The 14,457-nt window shown below is 44.4% G+C and carries 12 protein-coding genes; 3 read left to right on the top strand and 9 right to left on the bottom strand.

Annotation, left to right across the window (positions count from 1 at the left end):
• Positions 1–78 precede the first annotated feature (78 nt).
• Together tkt and B2866_RS07850 are read left to right on the top strand one after the other, a co-directional pair.
• Entirely contained in the window at positions 79–2,076 is a 1,998-nt protein-coding gene (gene tkt, locus B2866_RS07855; protein ID WP_296192448.1) for a transketolase, read from the top strand.
• A 482-nt stretch (positions 2,077–2,558) separates the two neighbouring features.
• Positions 2,559–2,879: a hypothetical protein gene (locus tag B2866_RS07850; protein WP_296192445.1), complete on the top strand. Its 321-nt coding sequence runs from the start codon at positions 2,559–2,561 to the stop codon at positions 2,877–2,879.
• A gap of 162 nt (positions 2,880–3,041) precedes the next feature.
• On the opposite strand, the gene B2866_RS07845 is transcribed toward B2866_RS07850, so the two are convergent.
• A complete protein-coding gene (locus B2866_RS07845; protein WP_296192443.1) occupies positions 3,042–3,647 on the bottom strand; it encodes a YceI family protein in 606 nt (201 codons plus the stop codon).
• Between the two features lie 210 nt (positions 3,648–3,857).
• Here B2866_RS07845 and B2866_RS07840 point away from each other — a divergent pair, with 210 nt between their 5' ends.
• A complete protein-coding gene (locus B2866_RS07840; protein ID WP_296192440.1) occupies positions 3,858–4,889 on the top strand; it encodes an NERD domain-containing protein in 1,032 nt (343 codons plus the stop codon).
• Positions 4,890–4,915: 26 nt separating this feature from the next.
• Here the strand turns inward: B2866_RS07840 and B2866_RS07835 are convergent, their stop codons facing one another.
• From B2866_RS07835 to B2866_RS07800, 8 genes are all read right to left on the bottom strand, one after another.
• Positions 4,916–5,884: a DUF4424 family protein gene (locus tag B2866_RS07835; RefSeq protein ID WP_296192437.1), complete on the bottom strand. Its 969-nt coding sequence runs from the start codon at positions 5,882–5,884 to the stop codon at positions 4,916–4,918.
• On the bottom strand, positions 5,877–6,848 hold the full coding sequence (locus B2866_RS07830) for a peptide ABC transporter ATP-binding protein (protein WP_296192434.1): 972 nt from the start codon (positions 6,846–6,848) through the stop codon (positions 5,877–5,879). Before B2866_RS07830 ends, B2866_RS07835 begins: the two co-directional genes overlap by 8 nt.
• On the bottom strand, positions 6,845–7,927 hold the full coding sequence (locus B2866_RS07825) for an ABC transporter ATP-binding protein (RefSeq protein ID WP_296192431.1): 1,083 nt from the start codon (positions 7,925–7,927) through the stop codon (positions 6,845–6,847). Before B2866_RS07825 ends, B2866_RS07830 begins: the two co-directional genes overlap by 4 nt.
• On the bottom strand, positions 7,928–8,842 hold the full coding sequence (locus tag B2866_RS07820; RefSeq protein WP_296192427.1) for an ABC transporter permease: 915 nt from the start codon (positions 8,840–8,842) through the stop codon (positions 7,928–7,930).
• 139 nt (positions 8,843–8,981) lie between these two features.
• A complete protein-coding gene (locus tag B2866_RS07815) occupies positions 8,982–9,998 on the bottom strand; it encodes an ABC transporter permease (RefSeq protein ID WP_296192425.1) in 1,017 nt (338 codons plus the stop codon).
• Between the two features lie 216 nt (positions 9,999–10,214).
• Positions 10,215–11,855: an ABC transporter substrate-binding protein gene (locus B2866_RS07810; protein ID WP_296192423.1), complete on the bottom strand. Its 1,641-nt coding sequence runs from the start codon at positions 11,853–11,855 to the stop codon at positions 10,215–10,217.
• Between the two features lie 362 nt (positions 11,856–12,217).
• Positions 12,218–13,864, bottom strand: a complete 1,647-nt coding sequence (locus tag B2866_RS07805) for a GMC family oxidoreductase (RefSeq protein WP_296192420.1) — start codon at positions 13,862–13,864, stop codon at positions 12,218–12,220.
• A gap of 204 nt (positions 13,865–14,068) precedes the next feature.
• Positions 14,069–14,395 (bottom strand): DUF779 domain-containing protein, encoded by a 327-nt coding sequence (locus tag B2866_RS07800; protein ID WP_409520835.1) that lies wholly within the window; start codon positions 14,393–14,395, stop codon positions 14,069–14,071.
• Positions 14,396–14,457 lie beyond the last annotated feature (62 nt).

Raw genomic sequence — 14,457 nt, 5'->3', positions numbered from 1 at the left:
TATATTTTTGATGGACTGCCCTCTGAGTAACCCCTTCTTTTATGCTCCATACTTTTCATTCGAATATTAGGACACGCTATGCCGACCCCAATTAATGAACGCAAACTTGCCAATGCCATCCGTGTACTGTCGTTTGACGCGGTGCAAAAAGCCAACTCTGGACATCCAGGCGCGCCGATGGGCATGGCTGATATTGCGGAAGTGTTGTGGCGCAAATTTTTGAAGCACAATCCTGCTGACCCGCAATGGCATAACCGTGATCGCTTTGTATTGTCAAACGGTCATGGCTCGATGCTCATTTATTCATTGCTGCATTTAACGGGTTATGATGTCAGCGTCGATGACCTAAAAGGCTTCCGTCAGTTGCACTCAAAAACCCCAGGTCATCCTGAGCTTGGTTATACGCCAGGGATTGAAACCACGACGGGTCCATTAGGTCAGGGTATTGCCAACGCGGTTGGGTTTGCGATTGCAGAAAAGACACTAGCAGCGCAGTTCAACCGTGACGGCCATAACATCGTCGACCATCATACTTATGCATTTCTAGGTGATGGCTGCTTGATGGAAGGTATCAGCCATGAAGTTTGCTCATTAGCGGGTACCTTAGGTTTGGGCAAGTTGGTATTCTTTTATGATGACAATGGCATCTCAATCGATGGTGATGTCGAGGGCTGGTTTACTGACGACACGCAAGCGCGCTTTGAAGCATATGGCTGGCAGGTGATTAAAGTTGATGGTCATGATACCGATGAGATTACCAAAGCCACTGAGCAAGCCATTGCTGAGACCACTAAACCTAGCTTAATCATCTGTAAAACGACGATTGGCGCCGGTAGCCCAAACAAGCAAGGTTTAGCGGCCAGTCATGGTGCACCACTGGGTGATGACGAAATTGCCTTAACCCGTGATGCGCTATCTTGGAAGCATGCACCGTTTGAATTAGATGATGAAATCTATGAAGCGTGGGATGCAAAAGCCAAAGGCGACGTCCAACAAAAGAACTGGGATGCCGATTTTGAAGCCTATAAAAAAGCCTATCCAGAATTGGCAAGCGAGCTACTACGCCGCTTAAACGGTGAATTGCCAGCAGATTTTGAAAGCCAAGCACAAGCCTATATTCAGCAAACCCAAGAGCAGGGCGGCGATGTTGCCAGTCGTAAAGCCAGTCAAAATGCGATCAATACTTTGCAGCCGTTATTGCCAGAGTTATTGGGTGGTTCAGCGGATTTGGCAGGCTCAAACCTTACGCTATTTAAAGGCGCGAAAGGCATCGAAAAAGACGCTGATGGCAACTATATCTATTATGGCGTGCGCGAGTTTGGTATGACCGCCATTGCCAATGGTATCGCGCTGCATGGCGGCTTTATCCCTTATGTGGCGACCTTCCTGATGTTTATGGAGTACGCGCGTAATGCGGTGCGTATGGGCGCACTGATGAAGCAGCGTATCATCCATGTTTATACTCATGATTCAATTGGTTTGGGTGAAGACGGCCCGACGCATCAGCCGGTTGAGCAACTAACGAGCTTACGTACCACGCCAAACCTACGTACATGGCGTCCGTGTGATGCGACCGAATCTGCTAGCGCTTGGGTTGAAGCGATTAAGTCTGAACACAATCCATCTGCTCTTATCTTTAGCCGTCAAAGCCTGCCACATCAAGCACGTGACAGCGAGCAAGTCGATAACATTGTTAGAGGTGGTTATGTCCTAGCGAAAGAACAGGGCGAGCTACAAGCTATCATCATCGCAACAGGTTCAGAAGTTGGCATTGCTATGCAAGCGTATGCAACGTTGAGCGCAAATGGCGTTGGCGTCCGTGTGGTCTCTATGCCTTGTGCCGAGATTTTCGTTGAGCAAGATGTTAGCTACCGTGAAGCGGTATTGCCAGCTAATATCCGTGCTCGCGTTGCAGTGGAGGCTGCCCATGTAGATTACTGGTATAAGTTTGTCGGTCTTGATGGTAAAGTCATCGGCATGACCACGTATGGTGAATCGGCGCCTGCGGATGAGTTGTATAAAGAGTTCGGTATTACCACTGAGGCGGTGGTTGAGGCGGTAAATAGTTTGGTCTGATTAATCAAAGCGTAGACTTGATTTTTGAGTTTATCAAAGAGCTACTAGAGAAATCTGGCAGCTCTTTTTTTTGTGATTAATCTTTGGTTCTGAATAGTCATAAATGGATTGGTACCTAGTTTTTCGTTGAGGTACGATACCTAATGGATTGTTAAACGGTAAAGTAGGATGCGCCTTAAGCGTCAACGCATAATTATGAAACAATAAAATGAATATATTTATTAACGCAAACGACTCTAGGCTAAGCTAATGATGAACATTTTTTTAATTTTAGAATAATTGATATTAACTGATTCTTGGTTTTAACCAAGCTTAATGTGCTGTTTTATAGTCGACCATTATTATTGTTATATCTATTTTGCTAATTTAAAGCGAGCTTAAGGGCGTGTACCTGTTTTGTACTGGCACGTTGATTAGACATGAGGATTGACTTACCATCAAATATCTAAGTATTTTATAAAATACGACTAAGGAGAGCCATCATGTCGAATAAATCGGTCAACAAACAAGCGAAAGATGATATTACGTTAAGTAAAAAAGTCAAAAAGAAGCTAAGTAAGCTGAATTTGCAGCGCCAAAAAGAGCAAGATAAAATAGACAAGGTGCGTCAAAAAGAGCTAGATAAGGTAGATAAGCAGCGTCAAAAAGAACAGGCCAAAGTTGATAAGAAGATTCAAGCAATGATAGACGATATCAACCAAAAGGCGATGAAAAAGCAGGAAAAAATAGATACTAAAATTCAGAAGAGAAGAAATAAAATAGACAAAACTGGCATAGCAGAAGAGCAAATATGGCAGTACTAAAAATGTTATAAAATATGTTTTTAATATTTAATCGATTTTCGAGTGATTTTACAGGTCATAATGTTTCTAAATAATTAAGCGTTTCTGTAAATATCGTCTTAAAAATCTATGGTGTTATCTACCCAACTTAGAAGCTTCTAAGTTGGGTTTTTTGTCACTTAATTAATTAGCAGCAATCAGCTTTCCTGATATCTCAAGCGGAATGATATTGCTAATCATTTTTGGGAAGGCCGTCACCCCGTAATTAAAGCGATCTACCATACCTGTCGCGCGAAACTTTAACGTCGGTTGAGAGGTGGCGGGGTCAATCTCTACATCAGATAAAGTCACTCTTACCGTTAAGGGTTTGGTTTGACCTAAAGCAGTAAAGTCGCCCGTGACATTGGCTTCTTTCGGCGTAATCATCTTGATTTTTTTTGAGACGAACGTCATCGTCGGATATTGCTGCGTATTGAGCAGCTCTTTACGTCGCAAAAAACTGTCACGTAGCCTGCGCTCGGTATCGATGCTATTGGTATGCACGGTAAAATTAATGGTCGTACTCTCAGGCTTTTTGACGTCATAATTGATCGCGCCGTTTACTTTACGAAACTTGCCGTCAGTGGTCGCCTTGCCTAAGTACTTGACCTCAAAATCAGCGCTGGTCTTAGGCACATCCAGCTTCCACTTTTGTGGCGCCGTGTTGGCGGCGACTCCCATTATAGGCAAAGATAATAATAAAGAGGTGCCAAGCGTGATTTTTAGCAAAGAGGCGGCGCGAGTATTCATACGTATGATCCAAAGGGTAGTAATAAAGTCGTCAGTATTGAACATGCTTTTAGAGCATAACTGAGCGTTATAACTGAAATATTAATGCAATAGCCTACTACAATTGTGCTGTTTCAATGTATTATTAAAGTTATGAGCGATTTAGAAGTAAGTCTTATACTGGCTTATCGCTTAAAATAACCAATTTGACTTTTTATATAGTAGAAAACCATGTCTTTGATGTCCAGCTTTAAAGGTATCGTCGGCGAGACCGTCATCAATGTAGCTATGTGGCTAAAACTTGAAAAAGACGTTTATCATCGTCTAAACAATATCACTTTGCCATTAGCAGATGGTGGTAGTACCCAAATTGACCATGTTATCGTCTCTAGGTATGGCATCTTTGTCATCGAAACCAAAAACTATAAAGGCTGGATTTTTGGTAATGAGAAGCAAAGACAGTGGACGCAAGTCATCATGGGTCGTAAGTATAAATTTCAAAATCCATTGCGACAAAATTATCTACATATAAAAACGCTGTCTGATTTATTAGAACTGGAGATGAGTTATTTCCATTCGATGATTGCCTTTATCGGCGAGTGTGAGCTTAAAACTCGTGATGAGTTACCAGAGCATGTATTGACGAACGGCATGGCATCTTATATTAAGAAAAAACAAGATAAAATGCTTACCGATGAAGAGGTCAAAGCCATCGTTGAGCAAATTGAAAGCAATCGATTTAGCAAGTCTTGGCGTACTAACAGAGCGCATAAAGCCTATTTAAAACAAAAGCATAGTCCGTCAAATAAGCAAGCTAGTGATAAACCAAATGTTCAGTCAGTTACCACATCAGCTAATCAACCTGCGTCTGAGTTAATAGTAAAACAACCTCTTAAAAGAACCACTCTTCAAAGCAGAGAAGTACTGCGATGGTCTGGGCAAACGGACGTTGAAGCGGTCAATGTACCGATTGTCTCTTCTAGCAAGGTGCTGCCTATCTCTCAACTCAATAATGATGATTCTGTCTTTATTACCCCATTTGAGGTTTTGCAATCAGAGCCGAAGATAGAGAAAGCTGCTACTAGGGAGCCTTCTATTATCGAGCAAGCTGAAGCGTCAATCGTTTCCGATAATACTCCCGCTTGCCCGAAGTGTAATGGTGAGATGGTCAAGCGCGTTGCTAAAAAAGGTCAGCAGCAAGGTCAGACCTTTTTTGGTTGCAGTCAATTTCCTAAGTGTCGCGGTGTGGTGAATATTAATTAGGTGATAGTTATCCTAAAAACTAACGGCTACTTCATAATAAAAGCGACGTCAAAATCATGGGTTGGCACAAAATTACTTTCTTTTATTTCAAACGTCGTTGGTCCAATCTTTTTGATTTTACCTTTACCTTTCCAACAGAAGGAGACCAGTTCGTTAAGGTCGCGTTTGACGGTCAGTTTGAAATGAGTAATCGGTTTGGCCCAGTTTGCTCCCGTCGTTAGGATATAGCTTAAGGCATGATAGGGCCGTCCGTTATTATTAAATCCTCGCTGAGTTGATTTATCTACACAAAAACTTGAAAATTCTTCCTCGCCTAAAGATACTGATCCACCTACTAACGGTTTATACGTGTGTTTGACCTGGGTGATCGTATTGGCTTTGAACTTTTGCTCCCAACTATAAATCACCTGTGAATTCCAAGGGATATAGAGACTTTCTCTATCACTGATAAACTTATCGAGTGCCTTGCTATTACAGTCCAAAAGCCGTTGATTGATATCGTCGGTATCAGACCGATAGGTCCAAGGTGACATCATTTCAGCGTCACTAATACCACAAGCCTTGAAAATATTGGTGGTATCAATAGGGGTTTCTGCATAGTTCCGCTCACCATTTTCGATGATAATCGGGTACATAAAAGTGCGGACATGCTGCTCAGGAATGATAGGCTTGCCATTGGCCCAAATTTTAAAGTTATCATAAGTAGCACTAGTATTAGCGTAATCTGAGTCTGTAAAGCTAGGTACAGCTGGCATAGGAAAAAGAACCGTCTCGGTAATGTCTTTATTGCTTAGATTTTTAAATTCATAATTGACGCGGACTTCATCTTTTGAGATGTATAAATCTTCACTATGCATGCTGATATGTTTATTTTTAATATACCCAACCCCGCCTGTCCCAACATAGCCGGTAGAGTCATTGGCTTGGGCAGCAGTCATCACGATCAGCACCGCACAAGCTAATGTACCGCTAAACACAAAATGCCGCTTATCCATAAATCTCTTCCAAACGTAAACACGCAACCAAGCGGCCATCCCATTCGCGCAGTTTTGGTTCTACTTCGCTGCATTGAGGTTTGGCATAAGGGCAGCGTTTATGTAGCGCGCAGCCACTTGGCGGATTAAGCGGACTTGGCAGCTCACCATGTAGCGTTAACTCATTTTTATGTCCACTGACAGTTGGCGCCGCCGCCAGTAAAGCGATGGTATAAGGATGCTTTGGCGCGTTATAAATGGCTTCTTTTGGCCCATGTTCGACGGCTTGACCTAAGTACATGACCATCACATCATCGGCGACATGGCGGACTACGGATAAGTTGTGTGAAATAAAAACGTACGCAGTATGATATTCGTCTTGCAAATCCATAAACAGATTCAATACTTGCGCCTGAATCGATACATCGAGCGCTGAGGTCGGTTCATCAGCGACGACGATTTTTGGATTGAGCATCATGGCGCGGGCAAGGGCAATCCGTTGGCGCTGACCACCCGAAAACATATGCGGAAAACGCCCAGCATGTTCGGGACGTAGACCGACATTTCTCATCATCTCGTTTATTTTTTCGCGCTTATCTTCCTTTGATAGCTTGGTATGAATATCTAATGGCTCGGTTAATTGATAACCGATCGTATGACGCGGGTTGAGACTGCCATAAGGGTTTTGGAACACCATCTGAATCTCAGTGCGCAAATCTTTTAACGCTTTTCTGCTATAGCCAGTCGTCGCCTCATCGTTGATAAATAGCTCGCCATCAGTTGGCTCTTCAATTAGGGTTAATTGGCGGGCAAGAGTGGATTTACCGCAGCCTGACTCACCTACGACCGCGAGCGTTTTGCCCGCTTGAAGTTCAAACGAGATACCATTTAATGCTTTAACATATGCTTTTGGTTTACCCAAACCTTGCGATACTGGGTAATGCTTGTGTAGGTTGTCTGCTTTTAAGACCACTTTATCACTCATACTTGGGACTCCAAAGTAGCAGGGTGCGGTGTAGAAATGCGAGTAGGTAGGCTTGGAAGTTCGGCGTGAATACAGCGCACTTTGCCAGTAGGCGTCTCTAAAATAGGCGGAGGCACTTCGCAAGCGGGTTCTTTATACGGACAACGAGGCGAGAGCAAACAGCCACTTGGACGGTCATATTGGCTTGGTACCACACCCGGTAAGCTATTGAGCCTATCTTGGCCGATAGCCAGCTCAGGAATAGCTTGCAATAAAGCATTGGTATAAGGGTGAGCAGGATGCTGGAAAATCTCCGGCACTGTACTGGTTTCAACCACTTGTCCGGCATACATAACGGCGACATCACGTGAATTTTGCGCGACTAAACCCAAGTCATGGGTAATCAGTACCATGGCCATCTGTTTTTCGCGTTGTAAGCGCCCGAGCAAATCCATAATTTGCGCTTGTACCGTGACGTCAAGCGCGGTGGTGGGTTCATCGGCGATGAGTAGTTTTGGCTCGCAGGCAATAGCCATGGCAATCATAATACGCTGACTCATACCGCCCGATAATTGATGCGGATAAACTTTCAGTCGGTTTTTGGAATCGGGCATCTCAACCAACTCAAGCAGCTCTAAGATGCGCGTGCGAACCGCCGAACCGCGTAAACCAAGGTGTTTACGCAGTACTTCACCCAATTGCATCTCAACGGTAAAGCTCGGATTTAGGCAGGACATGGCATTTTGAAAAATCATCGAAATGTCTTTGCCAATGATGCCGCGTTTTTCTTTAGCGGACATACTCAGCATGTCTTTATTGTCAAATATCACCCGCTGTGCGCGAACGGTTGCAGAAGGCGGCAATAAGCCCATCAGCGCCATCATAGTGACCGACTTACCTGAACCGGATTCCCCAACGACAGCGAGAACTTCACCTTGGGTGATTTTCAACGATACATCATCAACGGCGCGAAAAGCGCGCGCGCCTTGACCAAAGGTGACCGAAAGATTTTCAATATCCAATAAGAGTGGCGCTTCTTTTTTTAATGAACCAGTCATCGAAGTTTCAGTAGTGACGGTTGTATTTAACGTATCAGTCATTTAGGTCACCTGCTTTAATTTGGGATCTAGCGCATCGCGTAAGCCATCACCCGTCAAGTTAATTGACAGGGCAGCTAGGAAAATAGCGACGCCGGGCCAAATGGCGAGCCAAACATTACTTTGAATATATTGTCGCGCCGTACCAAGCATCGCGCCCCATTCAGCATCCGGTGGTTGTACGCCAAAGCCTAAGAAACCAATTGCCCCTGCTTCTAAAATAGCAGAGGAAAAAATCATCGTCGCTTGGACGATAAGCGGCGCCATACAATTGGGTAAAATGGTGATAAATAATAGGCGTAGCACGCCAGCTCCCATCACTTGCGAGGCAATAAAGTACTCGCGTTGTAGCTCGACCATCGCCGTTGCCCGCGTCAGGCGAATAAAGGGCGGCGTACAAACCAGTGCAATGGTAATAATGGTGTTGGTCATAGAAGGGCCTAAAATAGCCGCAATAATAATCGCCAACAGCAAGCTCGGATAAGACATCAAAATATCATTGACCAGCATCACCGCTTTGCCCCAAACCTTTGGCCAAAACGCCGCGCTCAGTCCTAAAGAAATCCCGACCAACATCGCAAGGGTTGTGGCACTTAGTCCAATAAATAAGGAATAGCGTGCGCCATACATTACCCGCGATAGCGTATCGCGGCCGGCATCATCAGTACCCAGCCAAAACATGCTATCGCCGCCACTTAAAAAGGCGGGCGGTAATTGCTCTTGACCAGTAAATAACTCATAAGGGTCATGCGGCGCAAGGGCTGGCGCAAGTATGGCAATAATGACCATCAAGGCTAAGACAAGAAAACCAAGTACCGCACCTTTGTTTCGGCAAAACGTCGACAAAAATAATTGCAAAGATGACGGCGGTGCGGCGCCTATCAGATTGAGATCAGAGGGAAGAACAGAATGCTTCATGAGTAGTTCCTATAGTGGCCAGCGCTGAGAGCATGTAGAACCTCATTTCCTGAAAAGTTGAGGATTGGCTAAAAATTGCTCTAAATCATGCAAGCGCGTATCACCACTATTTATAATATGGGTATTTATCATTATCAAATTAAGAGGTATGTCGAATACGCGGATTGATCAAACCATACAAAATATCAATAAATAAACTGACTAAAATCAAGGCGGTGGCGACCAATAAAATACCGTTTTGTACAATAGGGTAATCACGGGTAAAAAAGCCATCGAGTAGCCAATTACCAACGCCCGGCCAACTAAAAATGGTCTCGGTGATAATAGCGCCAGCAAGCAAGGTCGCCATTTGTAAACCAATCACAGTGACTACAGTGATTAAAGCGTTGCGCATCACGTGTACCAATATTACGCGGCGCGGCGATAAACCTTTTGCGCGAGCCGTGCGCACATAGTCTTCATCCAATACCTCTAGCATCGCCGAGCGTGTCATGCGCGCAATCATCGCCAGTGGAATGGTCGATAAGGCAATAGAAGGCAAAATAAAGTGTTTTACTACGTTCCAAAATGCGCCAGGCTCACCGGACGTCAAAGAACCTAATAGCCAAGAGCCATACAGTGGATGGACATCTAAAAACTGTGCGACAGAAATGACCCCAGCGACCGGCAACAGGTCTAAATAATGGGCAAAGATACCGGTTAGGATAGGCCCTAATAAATAGATGGGCATTGAGTATCCTGCCAGCGCACCTGACATCAGAGTGTAATCAATCCACGTGCCACGGCGCAGTGCCGCAAAGATACCTAAGCTGACACCGATGACACTCGCAATGATAATGGCGCATACTGCCAGCTCTAATGTAGGTACAAAATGGGCAAAAAAATCTTGCAATACGGGAGCACGCGTACGAAAAGACGCCCCAAAGTCACCGGTCAATATACCGGTTAAATAATCCCAATATTGGACAATGAGGGGTTTATCTAATCCAAGCCTTTCTAAAGCGCGGGCATGTAGCTCTGGATCGACCATACGCTCACCCATCATAATCTCGACGGCATCTCCAGGTACGAGACGAATCAAAGTAAAAGTGGATAGCGTTAAGCCAATATAAACAGGAATTAAAATAGCGATTCGACGCAGAATATAAAGTAGCATGGGCTGCTCAATAGTTGAGGTTTAAAAGTGATAGATCGAAGATTCAAGCATTAGGGGTGATAAGAGCGTCCTTGACGAAAGGCATAACAAAGTACGTGCTTAACTAAGCGCTTAATTAATATAAATTCGGCTGGAACAAACAAAGCGTCTGACCAGCCGAATATGAAATATGAATTAAATAACCGTGCCTGTCGTACCGGACTTTATTGGCTGATGCTATTCAACTTTCACACCATCGAAGCGTATTGAGCCAAGTGGACTGATTTTATAATCGACGACGTTTGGAGCGGTAAATACGGTCACTACCGAATGCGCCATTGTTGTCCAAGGCAGCTGCTCTTTAAATATTTGCTGAGCTTTTACATAATCACTCACACGCTCATCTTGATTGGTAATCTGACGCGCGTTAGTGACTAAGCTGTCGAAGTCTTTATTACACCAACGCGAGTAGTTATTACCACCGACCGCATCACAAGATAATAATGAACCAAGCCAATTATCAGGATCACCATTGTCACCGGTCCAGCCTGCTAAAATAACATCAGGTTCGCCTTTAGCGGCGCGTTTTAGGTACTCGCCCCACTCATAAGTAACAAGTTTAGTATTCACACCAATCTTCGCCCAATCTGCTTGTAGCATTTCAGCCATCAGTTTGGCATTGGGGTTATAAGGGCGCTGAACTGGCATATACCATAGGTTGATAGAAAGATTGTCCGCGCCTGCTTCTTTGATAAGGGTTTTGGCCTTTTCGACGTCATAAGGCGCATCTTTAATCGATTTATCGTAACCCCATTGGGTAGGTGGCATAGGATTGGTTGCTTTTAGTCCTTCACTTTGATAAACCGCATTAATAATAGCGTCTTTGTTGATGGCCATATCTAACGCTTGACGAACTTTAAGATCGCTAAGCTTTGGTTTTTCAACGTTGTAGCCGACATAACCGACGTTGAAGCCAGGTTGATCAAGTACGGTGGCTTTGCCGGATTTTTTGACAGATTCAATTTCGGCAGGTTTTGGATAAGCGGACACATGACATTCGCCAGCTTCAACTTTTTGCGCGCGTACCGCTGAGTCTTTAGTGATGACAAACACTAAATTATCGATATGAATGTCATCTTTATTCCAATAGTCTGGGTTTTTGCTATAGCGAATTTGTGCGTCTTTTTGGTAGGAAGTAAAAACGAAAGGCCCGGTACCAATTGGTTTGGTGTTGATATCAGCCGCGTTACCAGCAGTCATTAGTTGGCCGGCATATTCGGCAGAGTCGATGTAAGCAAAGGCCATCGCTAGGTTTTGTAAAAACGGGGCGTTGGTTTCGCTTAAGGTAACTTTGACCGTGTTTTCATCGACTTTTTCAATATTGGAGATCAGGTCAGGCAAACCCATACCGACCGAATATGGAAACTCAGCAGGGTAGGCTTTATTAAATGCAAATTCTGGGTTGGTGAGACGTTCTAGGGTAAAGACAACATCGTCAGCGTTAAAATCACGGGTCGGGGTAAAGTAATCGGTTTTACCAAACTTGACGCCTTTACGTAGATTGAAGGTGTAAGTTTTGCCATCTTCGCTAATATCCCAGCTTTCAGCTAATGCTGGCTGAATCTCGGTGCCATCTCTTTTAAATTCTACTAAGCCATTATATATCGGATAAGCGCTGGCATCGAAATCGGTGCCTGAAGTATATTGAGCTGGGTCGAAACCAGCAGGGCTGCCTTCTGAACAATAAAGTAAGGTTTTTGCGCCTTTAGCGTCTGAGTTGGCAGCAGCACCATCGGTGGTTTTATTGTCGCCGCTACAGGCACTGATACCCAAGATAACCGTCGCTAACAGGGTCAGTTTGAAAAGTGATTTTTGCATTCTTACATCCTATGTAATGATAAGTAGTCACCAACATAACTATCGGTTCATAAGCGAACTATAGATATAATCAGCGAGCTGCTAATTCCCTTTAAAGTGTCTATAAATAAAGTATTTATACTATACAACATAAAAATGAGTCAGATGTCTTTAACTCAAATTGTAGGCTGCCATAAATAGCGATATAAATAAGTGTTTTAAATATACTACCTTACACAGTTGTAACGCAAGGTATCTATATATTTAATTTGATAGAAAATGTCCCATTTTAATATCCGATTTTTTGAATGTAAGCGCTGTTCTTTGGAAGACGAGATGGTTAAATAAAAGCCCTTACCGTAAAACATTTCGCTTGCGTTGCTCTATGATGAGATTTGCTCAACATGATGATGTTTCGCCTTAATCAAGTCAGCCATTTTTTCGGCAATCATAATCGTTGGTGCATTGGTATTAGCGCTAATCAAGGTCGGCATCACGGACGCATCAATAACGCGTAATCCATTAACGCCGCGCACTTTTAACTCTAAGTCGACCACAGACTTATCATCTGAACCCATACGGCATGTGCCGATAGGATGATAGATGGTATCTGATTTATTACGGATGTAGCCAAGCATGCCGTCTTTTTCGATATAAGGGGCAGGGTAGTCTTCGGTGATATATTTGGCAATTGGTGCTTCTTGCATGATGGCGCGCGTACGCTCAGCGCCTGCTAACATATACTCTACGTCTTTAGGATGGGAGAGGAAGTTTGGATCAATCAATACGCACTCTGAGGGGTCAGCTGACGCAAGCCTGACGGTACCGCGACTTTCAGGGCGCAAGTAGCAGGCGTGACAAGAGATGGCAAAGCCGCGCCTAAGGTCACGTCCGTGCTCAATCACCCGCGATATCACAAAATGCAGCTGGATATTCGGCCACTCTTTTGGGGCGTCACCAACGCTAAAGAACGCGCCTGCTTCGGCGTAGTTGGTAGACAGCAATCCTGTGCCATCTTTTCTCCACTGCCGAATACTTTTGGTCAAGGTTGAGAGCGTTGCCATGCCAATCCCAATAACATCGGTAGTATTGACTTCGTAATCAAATACCACGTCTAAATGGTCTTGTAGGTTACCGCCAACCTCGGGCGCATCGACCAACACATCGATACCATGTGCTTGCATGTGCTCTGCAGGACCAATACCAGATAGCATCAAAACTTTCGGCGAACCAAAAGCCCCTCCTGACAAAATAACTTCCTGACGCGCCATTACCGTATGCTCGACGCCATCTTTTTCATAAGCAACGCCAACGGCTTGTTTGTCTTCAAAGATGACACGATTGGCTTGGGCATGGGTGATAACGGTTAAATTTGGCCGACTTTTTTGTACGGGGTGCAAGTAAGCCGCAGCGGCAGAGCAGCGTTGACCTTGTTTTTCGCCATGAAAATGGGTGACTTGATACAGTCCTGCGCCGTCTTGTTTTTTGCCATTAAAGTCTTGATTGTGCTCCAAGCCATTAGCGACGGCTGCTTCTACAAATGCTTTAGAGATTTCACGCGGACTTAATAAATCGCTTACATGCAAAGGGCCACTATCGCCGTGTCGCTCGTCTGCGCCGTGGACATTGTTTTCAGCTTTAATAAAGTAAGGCAGTACATCGTCAAAGCCCCAGCCTTCGCAGCCTTGATCAACCCAGCGCTCATAATCAAGCGCGCTGCCGCGAGTATAAATCATCGCATTAATCGCAGAGGAACCGCCCAAGCATTGACCGCGCGGTTGAAAGCCGCGCCGATTATTAAGATGCGTTTGCGGGGTGGTATGAAAGCACCAATTGTTTGATTTTAGCGGTTTGCCTGGTACTAAAAGAATCAAACCTGCCGGTACGCGAATCGCAAGGTCTTTGCCTTCACCGCCGTATTCTAACAGACACACACTGATATCAGGGTTTTCTGTCAGGCGGCTGGCAAGCACGCAGCCTGCAGAACCGCCGCCAACGATGACGTAGTCAAATCTTGGATCAACTTCCATGTTATCTTCCTTTTAGCATCCATGCTTATTAAGACGTACTCTTTAAAACCAACTGATTAAAATTGGCTTCTCCTTACAGTATCTATTATTTTGCTAAAATAATGCAATAAAAATGACTAAGGCGTGTTATTCACTTATACGCTTTGGAAGAGAAGTGCTGAAACTTTTACGCTAAGAGTAGAGTTATTGATAATAATCGCTGCTTTATACGTCACATATCTCTGAGCGCACGATAAAGCGTTTGCCCTCAGGTATTTCTAGTGAAAAACTTGCCCCGCGTCCATTGACCACATCAATGGTCAAATCGGTATGTTGCCAAAGCTTGTACTGCGCTTTACCCATATAAAAAGGGCAGCCAGCCAGCTCGCCAACCAAGACATCTTGCCCGCCTACTTTAAACTCGCCAAGTGGGTAGCACATCGGTGAGCTGCCATCGCAGCAGCCACCAGACTGATGAAACATCAGCTCGCCATGTTTAGACTTTAATAATTCAATGAGTGCTTTACATGAATCTGTCGCCGTCACTTTCATCATGAACTCCTTATCACTATCACTTATGAGCAGTTTATGCTTATTAATGCTGTATTAAGGCA

The organism is Psychrobacter sp. UBA3483, from assembly GCF_002377905.1.
In the GTDB taxonomy this organism is placed as follows: Bacteria; Pseudomonadota; Gammaproteobacteria; order Pseudomonadales; family Moraxellaceae; genus Psychrobacter.
Note: the sequence above shows the minus strand (reverse complement) of the source record. Positions and strands in the feature narration are given on the sequence as shown.

What these genes read in the sequence shown, in the direction of transcription:
- tkt (WP_296192448.1), top strand. Translation starts at nt 79, where the DNA reads ATGCCGACCCCAATTAATGAACGCAAACTTGCCAATGCCATCCGTGTA.
- B2866_RS07850 (WP_296192445.1), top strand. Translation starts at nt 2,559, where the DNA reads ATGTCGAATAAATCGGTCAACAAACAAGCGAAAGATGATATTACGTTA.
- B2866_RS07845 (WP_296192443.1), bottom strand. Translation starts at nt 3,647, where the DNA reads ATGAATACTCGCGCCGCCTCTTTGCTAAAAATCACGCTTGGCACCTCT.
- B2866_RS07840 (WP_296192440.1), top strand. Translation starts at nt 3,858, where the DNA reads ATGTCTTTGATGTCCAGCTTTAAAGGTATCGTCGGCGAGACCGTCATC.
- B2866_RS07835 (WP_296192437.1), bottom strand. Translation starts at nt 5,884, where the DNA reads ATGGATAAGCGGCATTTTGTGTTTAGCGGTACATTAGCTTGTGCGGTG.
- B2866_RS07830 (WP_296192434.1), bottom strand. Translation starts at nt 6,848, where the DNA reads ATGAGTGATAAAGTGGTCTTAAAAGCAGACAACCTACACAAGCATTAC.
- B2866_RS07825 (WP_296192431.1), bottom strand. Translation starts at nt 7,927, where the DNA reads ATGACTGATACGTTAAATACAACCGTCACTACTGAAACTTCGATGACT.
- B2866_RS07820 (WP_296192427.1), bottom strand. Translation starts at nt 8,842, where the DNA reads ATGAAGCATTCTGTTCTTCCCTCTGATCTCAATCTGATAGGCGCCGCA.
- B2866_RS07815 (WP_296192425.1), bottom strand. Translation starts at nt 9,998, where the DNA reads ATGCTACTTTATATTCTGCGTCGAATCGCTATTTTAATTCCTGTTTAT.
- B2866_RS07810 (WP_296192423.1), bottom strand. Translation starts at nt 11,855, where the DNA reads ATGCAAAAATCACTTTTCAAACTGACCCTGTTAGCGACGGTTATCTTG.
- B2866_RS07805 (WP_296192420.1), bottom strand. Translation starts at nt 13,864, where the DNA reads ATGGAAGTTGATCCAAGATTTGACTACGTCATCGTTGGCGGCGGTTCT.
- B2866_RS07800 (WP_409520835.1), bottom strand. Translation starts at nt 14,395, where the DNA reads ATGAAAGTGACGGCGACAGATTCATGTAAAGCACTCATTGAATTATTA.